Source organism: Pseudaeromonas sharmana, from assembly GCF_042649925.1.
GTDB classification, from domain to species: domain Bacteria; phylum Pseudomonadota; class Gammaproteobacteria; order Enterobacterales; family Aeromonadaceae; genus Pseudaeromonas; species Pseudaeromonas sharmana.
Genome location: NZ_JBHSAF010000015.1, coordinates 324,257 through 345,472, shown reverse-complemented (window position 1 = coordinate 345,472; position 21,216 = coordinate 324,257). Strand labels below are relative to the sequence as shown.

Annotated in this window: 15 protein-coding genes; 8 read left to right on the top strand and 7 right to left on the bottom strand. The window is 55.9% G+C overall.

Annotated elements, in window-relative coordinates:
• Positions 1-11: 11 nt before the first annotated feature.
• From thrB to ACFOSS_RS16210, 3 genes are all read right to left on the bottom strand, one after another.
• Positions 12-962, bottom strand: a complete 951-nt coding sequence (gene thrB, locus ACFOSS_RS16220) for a homoserine kinase (protein WP_377154556.1) — start codon at positions 960-962, stop codon at positions 12-14.
• A gap of 1 nt (position 963) precedes the next feature.
• Positions 964-3,420 (bottom strand): bifunctional aspartate kinase/homoserine dehydrogenase I, encoded by a 2,457-nt coding sequence (gene thrA, locus ACFOSS_RS16215; RefSeq protein WP_377154554.1) that lies wholly within the window; start codon positions 3,418-3,420, stop codon positions 964-966.
• Between the two features lie 192 nt (positions 3,421-3,612).
• Complete coding sequence (locus ACFOSS_RS16210; protein ID WP_377154552.1) at positions 3,613-4,338, bottom strand: tRNA/rRNA methyltransferase; 726 nt, start codon at positions 4,336-4,338, stop codon at positions 3,613-3,615.
• A 150-nt stretch (positions 4,339-4,488) separates the two neighbouring features.
• On the opposite strand from ACFOSS_RS16210, the gene ACFOSS_RS16205 reads away from it, so the two are divergent.
• From ACFOSS_RS16205 to rfaH, 6 genes are all read left to right on the top strand, one after another.
• Positions 4,489-4,968, top strand: coding sequence for a hypothetical protein (locus ACFOSS_RS16205; protein WP_377154550.1), 480 nt, complete (start codon positions 4,489-4,491; stop codon positions 4,966-4,968).
• 293 nt (positions 4,969-5,261) lie between these two features.
• Positions 5,262-5,978 carry a two-component system response regulator ArcA gene (arcA, locus tag ACFOSS_RS16200; RefSeq protein ID WP_377154548.1) on the top strand — a complete coding sequence of 239 codons (717 nt, stop codon included), beginning with the start codon at positions 5,262-5,264 and terminating at the stop codon, positions 5,976-5,978.
• A 301-nt stretch (positions 5,979-6,279) separates the two neighbouring features.
• A complete protein-coding gene (gene metN / locus ACFOSS_RS16195; RefSeq protein ID WP_377154546.1) occupies positions 6,280-7,323 on the top strand; it encodes a methionine ABC transporter ATP-binding protein MetN in 1,044 nt (347 codons plus the stop codon).
• On the top strand, positions 7,304-7,957 hold the full coding sequence (locus ACFOSS_RS16190) for a methionine ABC transporter permease (RefSeq protein WP_377154544.1): 654 nt from the start codon (positions 7,304-7,306) through the stop codon (positions 7,955-7,957). Before metN ends, ACFOSS_RS16190 begins: the two co-directional genes overlap by 20 nt.
• Before the next feature lie 26 nt (positions 7,958-7,983).
• Positions 7,984-8,775 carry a methionine ABC transporter substrate-binding lipoprotein MetQ gene (metQ, locus tag ACFOSS_RS16185; protein WP_377154542.1) on the top strand — a complete coding sequence of 264 codons (792 nt, stop codon included), beginning with the start codon at positions 7,984-7,986 and terminating at the stop codon, positions 8,773-8,775.
• 135 nt (positions 8,776-8,910) lie between these two features.
• Entirely contained in the window at positions 8,911-9,408 is a 498-nt protein-coding gene (rfaH, locus tag ACFOSS_RS16180) for a transcription/translation regulatory transformer protein RfaH (protein ID WP_377154540.1), read from the top strand.
• A gap of 4 nt (positions 9,409-9,412) precedes the next feature.
• On the opposite strand, the gene dgt is transcribed toward rfaH, so the two are convergent.
• Positions 9,413-10,756: a dGTPase gene (gene dgt / locus ACFOSS_RS16175; protein WP_377154538.1), complete on the bottom strand. Its 1,344-nt coding sequence runs from the start codon at positions 10,754-10,756 to the stop codon at positions 9,413-9,415.
• A gap of 17 nt (positions 10,757-10,773) precedes the next feature.
• Positions 10,774-13,089: an aerobic respiration two-component sensor histidine kinase ArcB gene (gene arcB / locus ACFOSS_RS16170; protein WP_377154536.1), complete on the bottom strand. Its 2,316-nt coding sequence runs from the start codon at positions 13,087-13,089 to the stop codon at positions 10,774-10,776.
• 409 nt (positions 13,090-13,498) lie between these two features.
• Between arcB and ACFOSS_RS16165 the strand changes: the two genes are divergently transcribed.
• Positions 13,499-14,044, top strand: coding sequence for a hypothetical protein (locus tag ACFOSS_RS16165; protein WP_377154534.1), 546 nt, complete (start codon positions 13,499-13,501; stop codon positions 14,042-14,044).
• A gap of 554 nt (positions 14,045-14,598) precedes the next feature.
• On the opposite strand, the gene glgC is transcribed toward ACFOSS_RS16165, so the two are convergent.
• Complete coding sequence (gene glgC, locus ACFOSS_RS16160) at positions 14,599-15,912, bottom strand: glucose-1-phosphate adenylyltransferase (RefSeq protein WP_377154532.1); 1,314 nt, start codon at positions 15,910-15,912, stop codon at positions 14,599-14,601.
• 214 nt (positions 15,913-16,126) lie between these two features.
• Positions 16,127-17,056, bottom strand: coding sequence for a TIGR01212 family radical SAM protein (locus ACFOSS_RS16155; protein WP_377154530.1), 930 nt, complete (start codon positions 17,054-17,056; stop codon positions 16,127-16,129).
• 249 nt (positions 17,057-17,305) lie between these two features.
• On the opposite strand from ACFOSS_RS16155, the gene ACFOSS_RS16150 reads away from it, so the two are divergent.
• Positions 17,306-21,103, top strand: coding sequence for a glutamate synthase central domain-containing protein (locus ACFOSS_RS16150; RefSeq protein WP_377154528.1), 3,798 nt, complete (start codon positions 17,306-17,308; stop codon positions 21,101-21,103).
• Positions 21,104-21,216: the final 113 nt, after the last annotated feature.

The following is a 21,216-nucleotide window of genomic DNA, read 5'->3' as shown; positions in this document are numbered from 1 at the left end:
ACATCCTTAATTCAGATAGAAGTAACCGTCGTTCCCTGACGATCAATACGGCATACGTGACAGAACCCGTCCTGGTTCTGGATAAAGTTCGCCTCCAGCCACTCCTTCATACGCAAGGCTTGCTGCTTGTCCGTCATGACAACAAAAATGCTGGGGCCGGAGCCGGAAATGCCGGTTGCCAATGCACCGGAAATTGCGGCGTGCTGACGCGCCTCGTTAAAGCCGGGAATCAGTGCCTGTCGATACGGTTCAGCAATCACATCCTTCAACACAGCTGCCGCCAGCTCCGCCTGGCCGGTATGGCTGGCATGGATAAATGCCGCCAAACGGCGCCCGTACGTCAAACAATCACTACGCCGGTACTGTGCCGGTAAAATTGCCCGCGCCTCAGCAGTGCTGATACTGATTCCAGGGTAACAGGAGACCCAATACCAAGACTCCACGTCTGGTACTGCCTGACTGATGACCCCCTCTTCTTCGATCATCAGCTGAATGCCACCAAGATAGCAGGGCGCTACGTTGTCATAATGGACCGAGCCGGAGATTTTCCCTTCCAGCTCCCCCATCAAGAGCAACTGCTCATCCTTGCTAAGCGCATAATCATGAAACGCATTCAACGCTTCAAGCGCAGCAACAATGCTGGAAGCGCTAGAGCCCAGCCCGGACCCTATCGGCAGATTCTTTTCCAGGACCATATGCAGGGGGCGAACGGTACGACCGCGCAGCTGGAGTGCCGCGGCGTATCCCAGATAGCAGTCATATACGATGTTCTTCTCAGCCTCTGCCGGAAGCTTGTGGGCAAAGCGGCCGCGGCAGCTTAACGAAAAAGCCTGCTCCGCCTCATGCACTTCGACACGATCCCCCAGCAAAGCCCCATCGATAGGGGCTAACGCCGCGCCGAGTACATCAAAACCCACACTAACATTCCCAATTGAAGCTGGCGCATATGCAACAACAGCCATGTTAAACCTCCTGCTTCCAGTTAAGGGTGCGCAGCAGGTCGGCGAATACCCCGGCCGCGGTGACCTCGGTACCCGCACCATATCCGCGCAGTACCAGAGGAATCGGTTGATAATAGGTAGAGAAAAACGCCAAGGCGTTTTCGCCATCCTTGACCTTGAACAGCGGATCATTCTCATCAACCGCTTTAATCGCCACCTTGCACTTGCCTTGCTCAATGGAGCCAACATAACGTAGCACTTGACCTGCCGCCTTAGCCTTGCTGACTTCGGCCGCGAACCAGGCATCCGCTTCTGGCAAACGCCGAATAAAGGTGTCGGTATCACCACTGCAATCAAATCCTGGCGGCAACGCCTGCTCTACCTCAACATCATCGAGCTCGAGCGGCAGACCAGCCTCGCGTGCCAGAATCAGCAGCTTGCGGGCTACATCCATCCCACTGAGATCATCGCGGGGATCGGGCTCGGTGAATCCCTTGCCCTTGGCCGTCAACGTCGCTTCAGAGAACGACATGCCTTCGTCCAATTTACCAAAAATAAAGGAGAGCGAGCCGGATAAGATGCCATTAAACGCCTGCAACTTGTCGCCAGCTTTGATCAAATTCTGCAGATTTTCGATGACAGGTAGACCCGCGCCAACGTTAGTCTCATACAAGAACTTGCGGCGAGTCAGTAATGCGGTCTTGCGCAGTTCTCGATAGTAGGCGATGGAGCTGGTATTGGCTTTTTTGTTCGGCGTGACGACGTGGAAACCCGCGGCCAGGAAATCGGCATATTGGCTCGCCACATTCTCATCCGAGGTACAATCCACAATCACCGGATTGATCAGGTGGCTATCATCCACCAGCTTCTTGACCGCCTGTAACGAGAATCCCTGCTGCGCTTCAGCTAGCAACGCCTGCCAATTAGCCAGATCAAGACCATCACGACTAAGCGCCAGCTTACGCGAATTTGCCAGCCCGACGACTCGCAAGCCGATCCCCTGTTGTGCCAGCACAGGTTGCTGACGGCGGATCTGCTCCAACAAGGCCCCACCGACCCCGCCCAAGCCAACCAGGATCAAATCGATAAACTGCATGCTGGTAAAGAAATTCTGATGGCAGGCCTTGATCGCTTCATTGACCTTGTCCTTACCCACCACGGCAGAAATCGAACGTTCACTCGAACCTTGAGCAATGGCAACGATGTTGATGTTGCCTTGCGCCAGAGACATGAAGAAACGTGCCGCGACCCCCTTGCTGGTGCGCATGCCATCGCCAACGACGGAGATGATCGCCAGGTCATGGCGCATTTCAATCTCTTCCAGCAGGCCCGCCTTGAGCTCAAGTTCAAATTCAGATTCCAGGATTTGACGTGCCTTCTCGGCATCATAGGTATGGATGCAGAAACTGATGCTGTATTCGGAAGAGGATTGCGTAATCAGGGTAATAGAGACACCAGCGCGAGACACGGCGGTGAAGATGCGGCCAGCCATGCCGACCATGCCTTTCATACCAGGACCACTAACGTTGATCATCGAGATCCCGGCCAAATCCGAGATCCCTTTTACCGGTAACTCATCATCGCCCTGTTCGGCGATCAGGGTCCCCTCACCTTGTGGATTAAAGCTGTTCTTGATCAGACAGGGGATATGAAACTGGGCGATCGGGGCTATGGTGCGCGGATGCAGCACTTTGGCACCAAAATAGGAAAGCTCCATCGCCTCCTTGTAGGACATCCGCTTCAGCAGCACAGCATCTGGCACCAGGCGTGGATCGCAGCTATATACGCCATCGACATCCGTCCAGATTTCGCAACACTCGGCGCTGACACAGGCAGCCAAACAGGCCGCGGAGTAATCCGAACCATTGCGCCCCAGCAATACCAGTTCACCTTGTGGATTACCGCCGGTGAACCCGGCCATCAAGTAGATGGCTTCCGCTCTGACGGGACGACGCTGGAACCGGGCGCGCGAGACATCAATATTGACATGGGACTCCAGGTAGCCCCCCTCGGCCAGCAACAGCTGTACCGGGTCAATCAGCTCGACGGCATGCCCACGGACTTGCAGCAGTTCTTGCATGCAGGCGACAGACAAGGCCTCTCCACGGCTCAAAATCAGTGCCTGAATATTGTCCGGGCATTGCCCCAGCAATGAGATGCCCTGCATCTGACGACGCACGACACTGAATTCCTGAGCCATGCGCGCCATCAGTTTGTCGTCGTCCAGTGCAGGGTACTTGCTCTTGAGTCCTGCAATCAGGCGACTGAATATGCCTTCAATCTCCAGCAGCGTATCACTGGCATCCAGACCGCGGCTGGTCTGTTCAACCAGAGCGACAAGGTGATTCGTCACCTTGGCCGGTGCGGAGAGAACCAGGGCTACCTGGGCCTGCTGCTGATTGTTGACCACTATGTCCGACACTCGCAAGAAGCGTTCGGCATCGGCCAGTGAAGAGCCTCCAAACTTCAAAACACGCATTACTAATCTCCCTGTAACAAAAAGGCCCGTACCTGGTGGGTACGGGCCTTTGAAATTCTGAACTTGTTGTCAGTGCACTCAGCAGCCCGCCCCGAAACCACGCAAGGTGGTGCCGGTAATAATAGTGGTGGTAGTGCGAAGGGTGACTGACAGCATGTTAATAATAGGACCTCAAAGTCTAAACGCCCCTAGCTATACCGGTTTGTCCTCATGGCTGTCAATCCCTTCTTCGTTTTCCAAGGCTCTGGACAGATCTTTGCAAAGCAGATGCATCAGGTTCAAATCCCGCTGCCCCAGCATGGATATACCAGACAAAGCCCAATGGTGTAGTTTTTCATTCTGACCAACCCCCACCTTGACGAGAATATCCTCTATTTTCCTTTTTAGGGCATGAACCTGCGCCTCTGCGGGCAAAGTGACCGCTGCGTCAGAGGGCGGCGTATCGAGCAAAGCGCTCATCTCATACGCATACAGCATGATCGCCTGCCCCAGATTTAACGACGGATAGCCAACTTTAAGAGGTAAATAGCTGATCAGATCGGCATGGGCGAGTTGCTCGTTTGACAGGCCTGACTCTTCACAGCCAAATAAGATACCAACACGCTGTAAGCCCGATTTATTCAGCAACTGGGCTTTGACCTGAGCTGGTGTGAGATAGACATGATGCTGGCCTCGCTGACGCGCTGTTGTGGCGATAACCAAGTCCATATCCAAGAGGGCCTCAGGTAGCGAAGTAAACGCCTCAGCCTGCTCGAGCAGCTCCTGGGCTCCGTGAGCCACCCAAAATGCTTCAGGTTGCCGGTGAGCCTGTGAGGCCACCACCCTTAGACGAGAAAAACCCATGGTTTTCATGGCTCGAGCCGCTGCACCGACATTTTCCGGTCTCGCTGGCGCCATCAGTATAAAATAGAGATCCATCACCACCTCCGAAATGGGGGCTTAATCTAGCGCCTGACGTCCGGACACGCCAGTGTGATCTTCAACATCACAAGAACAAAAAAACAGCACATCACTTCCATTTAGAACGGCTTATGCCATCCTTCGTAAGGTGGTAACGGGAGGCCAAATATGAATGATGGCGTCGGGCGGGGCTGGTGCGCAACAGTGCTGCCGTTAGCGATTTGCCTTATCCAGGCGACAAGCGTGCAGGCTCGACCGGATCAGGCCATGACCGCCATTGATAGCCGTTACTACAGTAGCGAGTTCAGCCTGTCTCCACTGGAACAGTATTGGTTTCAAGAACAACCATCGCCCCGGGAACAGGACAAACTTAGCCTCTATGCCTACACGGGGAATTATGTCAGTGCATTACCGATGCCATCGAACAGTGAACAGGAGTATGCAGTGATTAGCGGCGTAGGTCTGCAGTGGAGTAACTGGCTCTCCTTTCAAAGCCAGCTGGTCCATGTCGGGCCGCCATCGCTTTCATTTAACCTCGAGTTGGCATCCGTCTGGCACCCCCGCCCCAGTCTCTCACTGCAAGCGATATATGCATCGCCATCACCGAGCAAACCACAGCTGACCCTAGGTGCCAGTTATCGTTTTTAGAGCGTTAGCTTGACACCAGCAAAAACAAAGTTGACATATGTCAAACAAGCGTGAGAAATCAGTAACCTTTGGTTATCAAAACATTGTTAACTGGCTGTTACTTGATACATTCCTTACGCATTGAGCTCAGGCACTAACGCCTGTTTTACTCATTACATGAATAGATCGTGGTGAGACAGCCGAAATTTCATAATAAGTCATAGCGTGCTGTGAACGATGATTAACAATTCATCGCGTTTCGCCCTGTTAAATGTTAAATTTTATCTGAGATTTTAACCTTTCGAGTGCCAGCCATGCATATACCTCAAATCCTAATTGTCGAAGATGAACTGGTGACCCGCAACGCCCTGAAGAGCATCTTTGAAGCCGAAGGTTACGATGTGCTCGAAGCCAATAACGGCGATGAGATGCACGATTTGCTGTCAAACAATGATGTTGATCTCGTCATCATGGACATCAATCTGCCTGGTAAAAATGGCTTGTTACTGGCTCGGGAATTGCGTGAGCGCGGCCAGATCGCCCTGATGTTTCTGACCGGTCGGGACAACGAAGTCGACAAGATTCTTGGCCTGGAAATCGGCGCCGATGATTACATCACCAAACCTTTCAACCCGCGTGAATTGACCATCCGCGCGCGGAACCTCCTCGGCCGCACCATGCGTGCCGGGGGGGGGGATGATAGCAACCAAAGCATCGAAAACTACCGTTTCAATGGTTGGACTCTGGATATCAACAGCCGCTGTCTGATTCCTCCAGCAGGTGAAGCCATTCGTCTACCACGTTCTGAATTCAGGGCCCTGCTGCACTTTTGCGAAAACCCGGGTCAAATTCAAACACGTGCCGACCTGCTGATGAAAATGACCGGTCGCGAGTTAAAACCTCATGATCGTACGGTTGACGTGACGATTCGCCGCATCCGTAAACATTTTGAATCCGTAGTCGAAACGCCAGAGATCATCGCCACCATTCATGGCGAGGGTTACCGATTCTGTGGCAGCCTGGAAGAGTGATAACCAGCAATAAAACAAATCATTAGCTGCTTAAACGCAGCTCATTAAGGCGCCGTCGGCGCCTTAATTGTTTTCATCACATGAGGCCCAGCCTTGCCGTCTTCTGGGGTCAACTGAGCACACTTATCTAATAACTTGCTATCGATTCCAGACATTTAGCCATCCAGACATAAAAAAGTCCATTGACTTGATGCCATGCAGGCCATAGCATCTTCATCCATCCGCAGCGAATCCTTTTAGCAATAACAACTATCTTTTCACTGTAAGCCAGTCATAGCCACGGTGGATGAGCGCAACAAACATGATTAATTTAACTGCAGTTTCAAAAGTTTACGGTTATGGCGATAGCGCCGTACAGGCGTTGCACCCGACAGACCTGCAGGTAAAGCGCGGCGAAATCTTCGGTGTAATTGGCGCCTCCGGGGCCGGCAAGAGCACGCTTATTCGCTGTGTAAACCTGCTCGAACGCCCGACAACGGGCTCTGTGGTCATCGATGGCGTCGATCTGGCAACACAGAGCGAGCGCGACCTGACCTTATCCCGTCGCAAGATCGGGATGATCTTCCAACACTTCAACCTGCTGTCGTCCCGGACCGTGGCAGAGAATATCGCGCTGCCGCTGGAGCTGGCAGGCCTGGATAAGGCTCGTATTGCGCAACGCGTTACCGAGCTGCTGGTCTTGGTTGGCTTGCAGGAGCGGGCGCATGCCTACCCGTCCGAGTTGTCGGGCGGGCAGAAACAACGTGTCGCCATAGCGCGTGCCCTCGCCCCTGAACCCAAGGTACTGCTGTGTGATGAGGCCACCTCGGCGCTGGATCCACAAACCACACAGTCTATTCTAGCGCTGTTGAAAGAGATCAATCGCCGGCTGGGCCTGACAATCCTGTTGATCACCCATGAGATGGACGTCGTCAAGACGATCTGTGACAAGGTGGCGATCATTCACGATGGCCGTCTGGTCGAGCAGGGTGAAGTCGCCTGGTTCTTTTCGCATGCGCAGACTGCATTGGCACGTGATTTCATCCAGTCAACCATTCACTTGCCTATTCCGGAAGAGTACCAGCGTCGCCTGAGTGCTACTCCTGAAGCCGACAGCTGGCCGTTATTGCGCCTCGGCTTCACCGGGCAGAGTGTCGATAGTCCGCTTATTTCAGAGGTCAGCCGACGCTTTGGCGTGGATGTCAGCATTCTGAGCGCCGATATCGAGTATGCCGGCGGCGTCAAATTTGGTTATTTGCTGGCTGAACTATTCGCTCCGACAATGGCCTGCGAGCAAACGATCGAATTCCTGCGTCACCATCAGATCCAAGTGGAGGTCCTGGGCTATGTCCGAAGCCATGATTAATCTCTTGCTGAGCGCACTGGGCGAAACGCTGGGCATGGTTGGCGCTTCGGCCGCCTTCAGCGCCTTGTTCGGTGTACCACTGGGTGTTGCCCTGCATGTCACCAAACAGGGAGCCATATTGTCACATCCCATGCTCAACAAATTGCTGGGAACCCTGGTCAATATTGGCCGCTCTATTCCATTTATCATTCTGCTGGTCGCCATTATCCCGTTTACTCGACTCATCGTCGGTACCAGTATCGGCACTATCGCCGCCATAGTCCCGCTGACCGTTGGCGCCATCCCGTTCGTCGCCCGACTGATTGAAGGCGCCTTGCTTGAGGTCCCCGCCGGTCTTGTTGAAGCCGCACAGGCGATGGGGGCCAAGCCACTGCAGATCATTGGCAAGGTGCTACTACCGGAAGCCTTGCCGGGGATCATCAATGCCATCACCATTACGCTCGTTACGCTGGTTAACTACTCGGCCATGGCCGGTGCCATCGGCGGGGGTGGCCTGGGTGATGTCGGTATCCGCTATGGTTATCAACGCTTCGATCCGGCGGTCATGTTGATCACCGTGGTCATGCTGGTCGTTCTGGTTCAATTGATTCAATCCATCGGTGAGCATCTGGTTCGCCGGGTAGATCATCGTTAACTGCTTTTCATCAACAGGAGGTTTCCATGAAAAAATCCCTCTCCGCCCTGGCGCTGTTTGCAGCCTTGCTGGCAGGTTGCGGTCAAAGTGACAGTGACAAACACATCAAGGTCGGCGCCATCGCAGGCACGGAAGCACAAGTCGTCGAAGTCGCTAAAAAAGTCGCCAAAGAGAAGTTTGGTCTTGAAGTCGAAATTGTTAGCTTCAGCGACTATGTGACGCCAAACATCGCGCTGAATGATGGCAGCATCGACGTCAACGCCTTCCAGCATAAGCCGTATCTGGATGCCCAGATCAAGGATCGTGGCTATAAACTGGTGCCGGTCGGCAATACTTTTGTCTACCCGATCGCCGGTTATTCAAAGAAATACAAATCCGTAGCTGAACTGCCCACCGGTGCCCAAATCGCGGTTCCCAACGATCCGACCAATCTGGGTCGCTCCCTGTTACTGCTGCAAAAGCAGGGACTGCTCAAGCTCAAAGACGATGTCGGCCTGAATGGCACGGTTCTCGACATCGTCGATAACCCCAAGCAGCTGAAACTGGTGGAACTGGAAGCGGCTCAGTTGCCTCGCTCACTGGACGATGTCGATCTTGCCATCATCAACACCACCTATGCGTCACAAATCGATCTGCTGCCGACCCGCGATGGCCTGTTTGTTGAAGACAAAGAGTCACCGTATGTCAATCTGATCGTTGCCCGCGAAGACAACAAGGATGCGGAGAAAGTGAAGCAATTTGTTCAGGCTTATCAGAGCGATGAGGTTTATCAAGCAGCCAGCAAGCTGTTCAAGGGCGGTCTGGTCAAGGGTTGGTAAACTAAGGCTACTCGTGTAATTTTAAGTAAAGCACGGTAAACTCACAGAAAGGCTACGCGGGCGTAGCCTTTTTTTTTGCTAAAAGATTATGATCCACATGTAGCCATACTAATTACAAAGCACGGAACATTGCCCATGACAACCTGGTATCTGGCTTACTGCCGACCACGCGAGGAGGGGCGAGCCAGCCTGCACCTTCGCAATCAGGGTATCGACAGCTATTACCCCATGGTCGAAGTCGAACGTATCTGCCGCGGTCAGCGTGTAAAACGTCAGGAGCCGCTTTTTCCTTCGTATCTGTTCGTCAACGTTGACCTGGAACAGTTTCCCGCGAACCGTCTGAACGCCACCCGCGGGTTACGACATATGGTCCGTTTTGGCGCCCATTGGACCCAGATCCCATCCCAGCTGATCTACAGCATGATGAGCCGCGAGGATTGCGACGAACAGCGCGAGCTGTTATGTCACCTGCCTCGTTGTGGCGACAAGGTGGTCATCAGCGACGGTATCTTCTGCGGGCTAGAGGCGCTATATCAGGAGCCAGACGGAGACACTCGTTCTTTCCTGCTGCTCGAGCTGCTGCATAATCAGGTCCGTCACAGCATCGATAATCGTGCCTTTGCGCCGCTTTGAGCGGTCAACAGCCCAGTAGTAGTCGATATTCCGCCTGCACATAGGTATCGGTCATGCCGCTGACATAATCGATCAACAGGCGGACTCGCAGATACCACTCCCACTCATCGGCATCGGTATCCGATTCAGCCAAGGCTCTATGGTAGGCATCGATGTGGCGACGTGACAGTCGGCGCACCAGCCGTTGCAACAAGGCACTGCCGGTGCCCTCCGTCAGCAAGCGGGTGAATTCACTGCGTGACAGCATCAGGAGCCGGCCGTAGCGATCCAGTACCCCACAGATGGCGGCACATCCTTCCAGCTCCAGCGCCTCGATCTCGCGACTGCGAAAGATCTGCTCGCGAGCCAGACGCCGCAGCCTGGATAACAGAGCCACCGCAGGCGCCTGTTCATCCAGTAAGGTGGTGTTGAACTGGCCATTTAGAATGGCGGCTTCATTCTCCAGATAGGTGGTCACCGCTACTGCAATCACATCATCGGTCAAGCGTTGGCGGAAGACGGCAAAAAATCCCTCTCCAGAATGGCAGGCCGCATCCAGCAAGGGCTGCAAATAGTCAGGATCCACATCGGTTGCCCTGAGTTGCTGCACTAATGTTGTCTGCGCCAGTAGCCCCCGATCCACCGCATCCTCCAGATCGGCGATGCAATAGCAGAGATCATCAGCCACCTCCAGCAAGTAGACGAGCGGCATGCGTACGCCAGGCATCAGCCCCAGTGTTGAGCGCAGCTGGTGTATCAGCCCGCGTTCGCTACAGAAAAAGCCCGGCCCTTCAGAACCGCGCAGGCCTTCATCAATGCCTCGAGGCACCTTAATCAAGGAGGCCAGCAAGCTACAGGTCAAATCCAGCTGCTGCAGGCTGTGCACCAGGCGTAAACTCTGGGCATTGCCATCAAACGCCAGCAAATCCGGCCGCAACTGCTGCTGCCAACGCAGGCTGGGGTCGGTAGATACAGCAACCTGGAAATAGGAGTCCAGGTGCTGATGCAGCCATTCCCGTATCACCGATTCGCCAAAATGGCCGAATGGCGGGTTGCCCACGTCATGCAGCAATGCGGCCATTTCCAGTAAATTAAGCCACGGCATCATCCACGGTTGTAAGTGCGGAGCCTGCTGCAATAAAGCCAACGACAGCTGCCGACTGACCTGCTGCACTTCCAGTGAATGGGTCAACCGGCTGCGAACCGAGGCTTTCACATCCAGCGGAAAAACCTGTGTCTTTTGCTGTAAACGACGCACCGGAGCACTTTGCACGACCCGGGCCCGATCCTGCTCACTGGCCCGCAGCAGATCGCCATCCGGCTGACTCGGTCTGGCTGCCTGTAACAGGCGGGTGTAGTTCATGCTCATAGACAACCTCTTGGCGTTTACTGTTGCAACCACAGTTTCAGGCGCGCGACGTCTCGCGGATAGCTCTCCTTGAGCGCGGCGATCCAGTCGGCGATATTGTCCCACCAGGCAGGCAATTCCGGCGACTGGGCCTGTTTTGCCAGCAAATGCAGGCGCTTGAGGCCGATGGCGCCGGCAGCGCTCTTGATTTTGTGCGCCTCGCTGACAATCGCCGCTTGATCCCTGGCCAGCAGGTTCTCTTCCAGACGCAGCAGGTAATCCGGCATCATCTCATCAAATAGCCGTACCGCATCGAGCAACACGGCTTTCCCGACCAGACCGGCATAATCCTCAAGAAAATCCAGATCCAACACTTCAGGTCGTGATGGCTTAACCACCGCCGCCGTCGGTGCCGGTGGCGGCAGCGTATCGGCAAACAGGTGGTTCAGTACGCGTTTGAGATTGTCGGCTGACAGAGGCTTGCCAATCACATCTCGCAAGCCATGAGCCAGATAGTCCGCCTTGTCGCGGATCAGGTTGGCGGTCAACGCCACCATAGGCGGCAGGGCACTGGCGCCATAACGCTGAATCAGCGTATCTGCCACATCCAGCCCCGTCATGTCCGGCAATTGGATATCCAGCAGCAGCAGATCGAAGGCATCGGGATGAGCCACCGCCAACGCCGAAGCACCGTCCCGCGCCGCGGTCACCTGGTGCCCCAGTTTCTCCAGCAGCGCGGTCGCGACCGTAATATTCAGCTCCACATCCTCCACCAGCAGGATGCGCAGCGACGGCAGCTCACTGACCACTTCGGTGGCCCCCTGGTGCAGCTGCTCAACCGTCAGCTCCACACTAAAGCAACTGCCCTGACCCGGATCGCTATCCACCATCACGGTGCCCCCCATCGCCTCAACCAGTTGCCGCGATACGGCCAGCCCGATTCCGGTACCGATACCGCGCTGGCGGCCATCCACCTGATAATACATGGCAAAGATCTTTTCCTGTTCCGCATGCGGAATGCCAACACCGGTATCTTCGACATCAAAACGCAGATGGACTTTATCATCTGGCAGGGGCGTCAACATGACACGAATCGTCACGCCTCCCTGTTCGGTAAATTTGATGGCATTCCCGGTCAGGTTCCACAATACCTGACGTAGACGCGTCCCATCGACCCGCACCCATTCAGGAAACTCACCGTCCAGATCGAAGTGCAGATACAAGCCCTTCTGCTCGGCCATCAAGCGGGTGAGCGACTCCAGATCCGAGAGAAAAGCCGGCAGATCCATCGGCGCCGGCACGAGTTGCAGCGAGTGGCGATCGATCTTATCCAGGTCGATGATGTCATTGAAGATATTGCCCAACGTCACCGCGCTGAGGTGGATGGTATTCATGTGTCGACGCTGTTCGTCATCCAGCCGAGTTTCCAGCAAGATACGACTTAAACCCACAATACCATTGAGGGGGGTACGCAATTCATGGCTGATGGTTGAAATAAAGGTCGTTTTCTCCCGGCTGGCTTGTTCCAATTGTTCCTGATAGCGCTTGCGCTCCGTAATATCGCGACCAAACCCGAGCAACCCCAGGCGTTTGCCCCATGCATCATAGAAAGGCACTTTGCGCATTTCAAAACAGGCGCGTCGGCCGTCCGGATATTCCATCCATTGTTCGTAGGTATAGGGTTGGCTATTGCTAAACACCAGCCCATCGGTCTCGACCACCTTATCGGCAATGTCCTGGCTATAGACGTCATGGGGCGTCAGTCCATTGAGCTCGCCCCCATCCTTGCCGGTCAGTGCCTCCATTGCCTGGTTGCAACCGACAAAGACCCCCTGCTCATTGCGGTAGTAGATGAGGTCGGGTGAACTGTCGATAAAGGAGCGCAGCAGGGCACTGCGCTCCTCCAACTCGACCTGAGTCTGCTTGCGACGCTGGATTTCGGACTGCAAATCCTGCATGGCCTGCTGGCGTGCCGCTTCAGCCTTTCTCGTCTCCTCCATCTGCTGATGCAGCTGGCTGATATTGCTCTGCAGTTGCTGATTCAGCCCCTGATCTCGCTCCCGCATCTCCTGCAGCTTGCTGACCATATGCGTCAGCCGTTGCCGCGAATCCTCCAGCTCGTCGACGACCGCGGTCAAAAAGTAGGCCGCCCAGGGAGTGACCAACAGACCGAAAAACACCGGGCGCACAATGTCGACGGTGTCGATGTTGCCGCGCAATAACAGGGTGACCCCAACTTGAATGGCCACCGCCAGCAATATGATGAAAAAAGCCAGCAACAGGCTGAATTTGATGATGCCGAGGCGAGTGAGCCAATCGACGTAATACTGGGCCCAGGACTTGATCTGACGCATCGCGCGCTCCGTTACTCGAGACGAGGCTCATCATAACAATTCCCGCCGTGCGACTAACCCCCGAACCGCATTTTTGCTGGCAAGACAACGCAATTTACTGTCGTCTGCGGTTGAGTTCAGCGGATCCCTTCCCCATGCGTCGCCGAATGCTCCCACCGTCAGCGGCGAGAGGATTATTCGAACGTTACGGCAAAAAAATAATTTCTCGGCTGCCATTTGCATCTTGAATAAATATTCAAACTTGATATTGCACATAGAACACCGCCGTTACACCGCCTTTTTTTGCGAAATAAATGACAGAGAGGTGAAGATCAGATAATTCGCAATTGAATCTTATAGAGGCGGATCATATTTTTGCCTTTTCAAATTGCATAATATTCGGGGACCGTAACACAAGGGAGAAGACCATATGAGTCTGGCATTAATCAGGGAGCATGCCGATGTCAAGGAAGAGTTTGAACGCTTGACTCAGCATCGTAATCAACAATGGATGGCCTCGATCATTCACATGATCGAAGATGTAAAGCAAGAAGCCACTGACTACATGAGAGACAATGGCTTTAATGTCACTGACCATAACACCGAAAATCAGTTACGGGGCGAATATAAACATATTCGTATCTCTATCCAATATCCGGATGCTGAATCCTGTCTCAATTCAGGACACTGTATTTTTGAAGTCTCGCACAACTACAAAACCCAACTGGTCGGAGCCACCTTGCGCACAGGTTCCAGCGCTATCTATGGGGGGTTCATTGCCTACCGGACACAAGAGGGACGTATCCGCAAGGAAATCGAGAGCCTGAGAACCCGGATTGCCCATCTCAAGGCATTGGGAGTCAGCGAGATCAACAGCACTTATTCGCTTGGTATCATGGAGAACCGGAACGGCGCTGTGTTACAAAAACGCCGCGTTAAAAATATTGTCGAAGTGATTGACGACATCATCCAGTAGTTATATTTCAGTTGCGTCTCTATCGCTGCATGCCAATGGCTCAGCACATAACTGGTCTGCCTCCCCGAGAAAAACGCCCACCTGAAGGGCGTTTTTATTTTGTCGACGTCGATAACATCTACGCACTCAGATTTAAATAATGGGTAACGCCAAAATCATCTTCGTCAACGCGTCGTACACCCGATATTTGCGATGGGTATGTCAAGACGATGGCAGCCAACACAACTTATGGAATTACCACCGCAAACACGGTTTGAAATCCCCAGCCAACATGGTGCCATGCCGGCGCTGAATAAGCCTGAATATCTTTATTGGTCTAATTAGCCGGGCTGGATAGTCGATGGCTCAGTATAGGGAGTAGCCGCATTCATCTGATCCGCCACAGCACAAACAGCGTGACGGAGGCTCTAGGCAGGGCATCGCGCCCGGCAGCCTGTGCCGCATAAAGCAACAACCGGCTCGCACCACGTCTCCCGAGCCCGGGCTCGGATTGTGGTCGTACAGCCCAAAAACAAAGGGGCCGCAGCCCCTTCATCAGCACACCTAACCGTAGCTTAACGCGGACGATCCGGGCGGTCGGCAGGAACCTGGTCATATAGTCCGGGGTTCTGTGCCGCCAATGCCTTGAGCATCGCCTTGGTGACCAGGGTCACCCCGTTTTCACTACGATGGAATCGTCGGGCGTCCGCCTCTGGATCCTCACCGATAACCAACCCCGGTGGCAGCACACACTGTTTGTCGATGATGACCTTGTGCAGACGGCAGCCGCGGTGAATGACCACATCCGGGAACGCCACCACGCCATCGAGTTGACAGTTGGAGTGAACGCGCACCCCCGTGAACAGCACCGAATTGGCAATATCCGAACCACTGACAATCACGCCGCCGGAGAAGACCGAATTCAGTGAATTGCCGGATTTGCCTTCGTAGTCCTGCACAAATTTGGCGGGGGGCAACTGCTTTTGATTGGTCCAGATAGGCCAGTTTTCATCATACAGATCCAGCTCTGGCACGACCGAAGCCAGATCCATATTCGCCTCCCAAAAGGAGTCGACGGTACCGACATCACGCCAATAACAGCAGTGGTCATGCCCGCGATTCCGAACACAGGAGAGCGAGAACGGATGCGCGTTGGCCAGGCCACGCTTAACCACGTTGGGAATGATGTTCATGCCGAAGTCGCGGCACGAGCTATCATCGTCCTGATCCTCTGCCAGCAGTTGATAAAGGAACGCGGCATCAAACACATAGACGCCCATCGAAGCCAGACACCGGTCGGGATCACCCGGCATGGTCGGTGGCTCACTCGGCTTCTCGACAAAATCAACGATGCGCCGATTGTCGTCCACCTGCATGATGCCAAACGCCGACGCCTCTGACTTGGGTACCTCGATACAGGCCACCGTAACCGGCCCGCCCAGCGCCACGTGATCCATCAGCAAGGTGGTGTAATCCATCTTGTAGACGTGATCTCCCGCCAGCACCAGTATGTACTTGGGACCATAATCGCGGATGATATCGAGATTCTGGTAGACCGCATCTGCCGTGCCCCGATACCAGTTAACCTCGTCAACCCGCTGTTGCGCCGGCAACAGATCGATGAACTCGTTCATCTGGTAACGCAAGAATGACCAGCCAGCCTGCAGGTGACGCAACAGACTGTGGGACTTGTACTGCGTCACCACCCCCACCCGGCGAACTCCGGAATTGATGCAATTTGACAGGGCAAAATCAATGATGCGGAACTTGCCCCCAAAATGGACCGCAGGCTTGGCCCGATTGTCAGTCAACTGCTTCAGCCGACTGCCTCGACCACCCGCCAGCACCAATGCCATGGTCTGGTTGATCGCCTCACGGGCCTGACTCACGGATCCGGGTCCAACAGATACCAATGTTACTCTCCTTGTCGATGATGAAGTGTCAAGCGCATCCGGCACTCGCTCTACCATAAAAGCAGGGCGCTCACGTGTCGAGATGGCGCAGGTTCATCATGCAAAGGAGAGCGCAAAGAAACTGTCACCCGCCTCACGAAAGCGCTTTCAAGTGACCGGGGATTTCGTGGTTTTGTGCGCTGGCGCGGCGTCAGGCGGCCACTGGAGAATAGGGTCGCCCCAGAGCCGACCCCTGAGCCCCTTCGGATTCCAGCCGACGGCTGATCGCCACCATCGCTTGCCAGCGATTCTCGCACCATGCCGGTGCCAATAATGTCGGTCGACGGGCCGATGCCGAGACGCGGTGGTAGACAATGTGCGGTGGCGTATGGCGAATCATGGCGCACGCCGCAGCGACATAGTCCTCCTCACTGAGCACCGTCAACCGCCCAGCCTGCCAGGCTTTGCCCAGCGAACTGCCGGTAACGACATGCAGCGGGTGCAACTTGATACCATCAGTACCGGTACGGACAACTTGCTGCAGCGTTTGCAGACTGTCCATTGCCCCTTCACCGGGCAGGCCGACAATCAAATGGGTACACACCTTGAGGCCGCGGCTGCGAGCACAGATCACGGCATTCTCATAGGCGCGATAGTCATGCCCACGGTTGATACGCTTGAGCGTGGCGTCATGGGCGCTCTGCAAGCCCAGCTCCAACCAGATTTCATACCCCTGCGCCTGATACCCGGCCAGCAGATCGAGCACCGCATCGGGCACGCAATCCGGCCGGGTGCCCACACATAAACCGACGATGTCGGCTGCAGTCAACGCCTCTTCATACATCTGTTTGAGGTACGTCACTTCCGCATAGGTGCTGGTGTAAGCCTGAAAGTAAGCCAGATAACGTCGCGCCCGGCTGGCTTCGCCGGCCCGTTGGCGCAATTGTTCCGCGATGGACAGCACCTGAGCCTGTTCATCGGCAAAGGACGCCACGTTACAGAACGTGCACCCCCCCCGGCCCAGCGTGCCATCGCGGTTTGGGCAGGTAAAAGCCCCATGCAGGGTGAGTTTGTGGATTTTCTCCCCATGACGACGCTTCAGATCATCGCCGAACATGTGCACAAAGTCGTTGAGTTGCATGCGCTTGCCTCCTGATTGCGGACGCATTCTAAACGAAGCCGCTGGCGGGCTGACTGATCCAGCGCAGGCTTGTGCCGACAAATTCACCTCCGCGGGGCGGCAGTAACGTAACACGCTGTTTTCAATGCAGATTCAAACGTAAACATCTGCTATTTTTTCCTTATCAGCGATTGACCCTAGCCGCGGTTGGTTCTAGTGTGGCGCCGCCTGCTGACGCAGGGGCAGGTTAGCCGGGCAGGAGGACTCAGGATGTCGAATCAGCATAGCTGCGATGAACAACAGACCGCAGGGTTTGGCCTGCTGGTGCAGACCCATGGCGTCGCCAGCCACAAGCTGATCCGCATGGCGATTGCCGGTCTAAGCCGCCTGCAGCAGCCCACCAGCGCGCGTCTGGAGCCGATTCCTGGTTGCGGCCTGTTATTGCAAAAGCCAGATACCTTTTTTCGTGCGCTAGCAGAGAGTGCCGGCTGGAATCTCAGCCGCCGCTATGCCGTCGGCATGTTATTTCTGAGTCAGGATCCACTGCGGGCTGCCGAGTCTCGCCGCATCGTTGCCGAAGAGTTGGCCAAGGAGACCCTGTCTCTGGTTGGCTGGCGTAGCGTTCCCGTCAACCCGCGGGTGTTGACGCCAGCAGCACAGGCGGCACTGCCTCGCATCGAGCAACTGTTCGTCAACGCCCCGCCTGGCTGGGTGATGAAGGATTTGGACCGCCGCCTGTATGTCGCACGACGCCGTATTGAAAAGCGGCTCGCGCCCCTGGACCCAGATTTCTATGTCGCCAGCCTCTCCAACCAGGTCATCGTCTACAAGGGGTGGTGCCACGCGGCCGATCTGCCGCGCTTTTACCTCGACTTGGCGGATATCCGCCTGCAATCTGCCATTTGCCTGTTTCATAAAGGCACCACGCCGGCCGGCCCCGTCGATTGGCGTCATGTGCAACCACACCGCTTCCTCGCCCACAGCGGACACATCACCACACTGGCGGGCAATCGGCAGTGGGCACAGGCCAGGGCGTATAAGTTCGCCTCCCCGTTGCTACCTGATTTGCAAACCGCGGCTCCGTTCGTCAATCAGGACGATACCGGTGCCGCCAGCCTCGACAATATGCTCGAACTGTTTCTGGCCGGTGGGCTGGATCTGTTCCGCGCCGTCAGACTACTGGTGCCCCCGGCCTGGACGCATCATCCGGATATCGATGTTGAACTAAAGGCCTTCTATGACTTTAACTCTATGCACATGGAGCCTTGGGAGGGCCCTGGCGCACTGCTGATGTCGGATGGACGCTTTGCTGCGTGTGCCCTGGATCGTCATGGTCGCCGCCCGGCACGGTATCTGTTGACACATGACAAGATCCTGATGCTGGCCTCAGAGAGCGGGATCTGGGATTGCTCCCCGGATGAGGTGGCAGAAAAAGGGCGCGTCGGCGCCGGCGAGCTGCTTGTGGTTGACACCTATACCGCCAAGCTGTGGAGTAATTTTGAGATCGATAACGATCTCAAGCATCGCCATCCCTACCAGGAATGGTTAACCGAACACCGACGTGTGTTGTTACCATTCGATGCCATGGCCGATACCCAGATCGGTTGCCGTGAACTGGACGATGTCAGCCTGCGCCGCAATCAACAGCTGTTTGCGCTCAGCCAAGAGGCAATTGCAGAGCTGCAACAATCGCTGTTGTCAGCCCCCTCCTCGACCGCCACTCGGTGTCATGCCGGAGATGTGGTCTACCGGCACCTGCTTCCATGTTCGGCGCCCCTGGGGGTCATGCCGCTGAACCCGGTACTGGATCGCCCCATGATGTCGCTGACCACCTGCATGGGCCGCGAACAAAATGTCTTCAACGAAACCTATGGCCACGCCCACCGACTGCAGTTTTCGTCACCCTTGCTGCAGTTCTCCGACCTGCGGCAACTGCAATCCCTGGACGATACCCACTACTCCTTTGAGGTGCTGGACATGACCTTCGAGGCGGCAGAGGGCCTGGTCAGCGCGCTGGATAGGTTATCCCTCCAGGCACTGGAAGCCGTGCGCCGGGGAATCGTGCTGCTCATCCTCTCGGATCGCATTGCTGAGCCGTTGCGCCTGCCGATTCCTGCGGTATTGGCTACGGCGGCCGTGCAGCAGGCACTGGTCGAGGCCCAGCTGCGCTGCGATTGTAACTTGATTCTGGACACCGGCAGTGTCAGCAGTGCCCACCATGCCGCCATTCTGCTTGGTTGTGGCGCAACGGCCATCTACCCGTATCTGGCGTACGAGACACTGGCCAGTCTGGTCGAGTCGGGACAGCTCGCGCTGACATTGCGCCAGACACTGCAACGCTATCGACAACATCTGGAAGAGGGGCTCTATCGGGCACTGGCGCGGCTGGGGATAGGTTCGCTCGCCAGCTTTCGCTGCGCACGCCTGTTTGAAATAAGCGGTTTGGCGGTCGAGGTCACTCGCCGCTGCTTCCCGGGCATCGCTTGCGAACCCGGCAATCTGGACTTTGCCCGCTTGACCCGGATGCTGCTCCAGCAACGGGATGGCATCGCAGTTGCGAGCGCGCCCGCCGAGACACGGACCCGCTCCGCCGCCGATGACCGACCTGCCGCGCCTGAACAACCCTGGCACCCCCTGCTGTCCCGGCTGCACACCGTTGCCGCCCGGCTCGAGGCTGAGGAAGTGTGCCGTTTGCAGGCAGAGCGGACGAATGTCACGCCACAACGGCTGATCGCCGCTGCGGAGATTCAGATCGATCTGCTAGCAAAGCACGATGCCGAGCCGCCACAACACAGGGATCTCGGCTCATTGCCTGCGCTGGCGCAACTGCTATACGAATTGAGAATTCTGAATCCTGCTGCCCGCCTGACCCTCAGGATGGAGTTACAGCCTGGGTTGGAGTGTCACGTGGCCAGCCTGATTCAGGCTGGTATCCAACGCCTGTCGCTGGTGGTCGGCGCGGACGCCGTGACACCTGGCCCCTGTACCGACCAGCGCTGGTCCACTGCGCTGAGCCGGCTGCATGATTGGCTATCCGAGCAGGGATGCCGTCAATCACTGCAGCTGCAGCTGCAGCTGGAAACAGAACGCTTGCCGGCAGATCACCTGCTGCATGCCTTTGCACAAGGCGCCGACAACATTGTGCTGCCGATCTCTGCAACAGAACGCCTGACCCTGGCTGAGCAACTGTGGCCGGAGATGGTACGGCTGGGTCTAGCCCCGCCTACCGGCGAGCCGACAGAACATCAGGGCACAGTGACCGAATCGGCGGCCCCGCTCGCCATGCCTGCGGGCCGCCTCGAGCAGCAAATGCGGCGTGAGCTTGCCCCGGCCCTCGCCACGGCGCAAGGTGGCGATTACCACTTTGTCATCGACAACCGCGATCGCGCCATTGCGGTCTGGCTCACCGCCGCGCGCTTGGCCGGGATCGCCAGACCGCAGCCTCAGCCGCCGATGACACTGAACTTCGATGGCTCTGCCGGTGACGGTTTCGGTAGCTGGAATAGTGATGGCATTCAGCTGCGGCTGACAGGGGATGCCAACAATCATGTCGGCCGCGGTATGGCCGGCGGAGAACTGGTGATCCGCCCCCATCTGGGCGTGAGTTTCCGCAGTGAGGATGCTGTGCTGCTTGGCGATCACGCCTTGTACGGCGCAACGGGGGGGCGACTGTTTGCAGCGGGTCGCGCGGGGGACTATTTCGCTGCCTGTAACCAGGGGGCTTCCGCTGTCGTAGAAGGGGTGGGCGACCACGCCTGCGAGGCGATGCGTGCCGGCACAGTGCTGATCCTGGGAACCGTAGGCATCAACCTGGCTGCAGGACTGCGCGGGGGCATGATCATAGTCCATGATCCGCAACATAAGCTGACGTCACGTCAAGCGCCACTCAGCCCCCGGCCTGTACCACTGACAGCGCTGCCGGAAGTGCAAGCCATTTTTCATTCGTTGCTGCACGCACACCTGGATGCAACTGGCAGCGTTCTGGCTAAAACGGTACTCGCCGACCTCCCCTCCCATCTTTCCTCATTCATGGTCATCACAGCCGCTGCCACAAGCCCATCCGTTTAAGCCGAAAAATGCGCGCGATGAATGGTTATCGCAGCCATGTGAACGCTTTCATATGCGACACCAGCAGCAGTTTCGTTCAGGCCTGATACCTGACGATTTCTTTTAACGATAGA

Excerpts from the sequence above, each read along its gene's own strand:
- thrB (WP_377154556.1), bottom strand. The coding sequence starts at position 962 with ATGGCTGTTGTTGCATATGCGCCAGCTTCAATTGGGAATGTTAGTGTG.
- thrA (WP_377154554.1), bottom strand. The coding sequence starts at position 3,420 with ATGCGTGTTTTGAAGTTTGGAGGCTCTTCACTGGCCGATGCCGAACGC.
- ACFOSS_RS16210 (WP_377154552.1), bottom strand. The coding sequence starts at position 4,338 with ATGGATCTCTATTTTATACTGATGGCGCCAGCGAGACCGGAAAATGTC.
- ACFOSS_RS16205 (WP_377154550.1), top strand. The coding sequence starts at position 4,489 with ATGAATGATGGCGTCGGGCGGGGCTGGTGCGCAACAGTGCTGCCGTTA.
- arcA (WP_377154548.1), top strand. The coding sequence starts at position 5,262 with ATGCATATACCTCAAATCCTAATTGTCGAAGATGAACTGGTGACCCGC.
- metN (WP_377154546.1), top strand. The coding sequence starts at position 6,280 with ATGATTAATTTAACTGCAGTTTCAAAAGTTTACGGTTATGGCGATAGC.
- ACFOSS_RS16190 (WP_377154544.1), top strand. The coding sequence starts at position 7,304 with ATGTCCGAAGCCATGATTAATCTCTTGCTGAGCGCACTGGGCGAAACG.
- metQ (WP_377154542.1), top strand. The coding sequence starts at position 7,984 with ATGAAAAAATCCCTCTCCGCCCTGGCGCTGTTTGCAGCCTTGCTGGCA.
- rfaH (WP_377154540.1), top strand. The coding sequence starts at position 8,911 with ATGACAACCTGGTATCTGGCTTACTGCCGACCACGCGAGGAGGGGCGA.
- dgt (WP_377154538.1), bottom strand. The coding sequence starts at position 10,756 with ATGAGCATGAACTACACCCGCCTGTTACAGGCAGCCAGACCGAGTCAG.
- arcB (WP_377154536.1), bottom strand. The coding sequence starts at position 13,089 with ATGCGTCAGATCAAGTCCTGGGCCCAGTATTACGTCGATTGGCTCACT.
- ACFOSS_RS16165 (WP_377154534.1), top strand. The coding sequence starts at position 13,499 with ATGAGTCTGGCATTAATCAGGGAGCATGCCGATGTCAAGGAAGAGTTT.
- ACFOSS_RS16155 (WP_377154530.1), bottom strand. The coding sequence starts at position 17,056 with ATGCAACTCAACGACTTTGTGCACATGTTCGGCGATGATCTGAAGCGT.
- ACFOSS_RS16150 (WP_377154528.1), top strand. The coding sequence starts at position 17,306 with ATGTCGAATCAGCATAGCTGCGATGAACAACAGACCGCAGGGTTTGGC.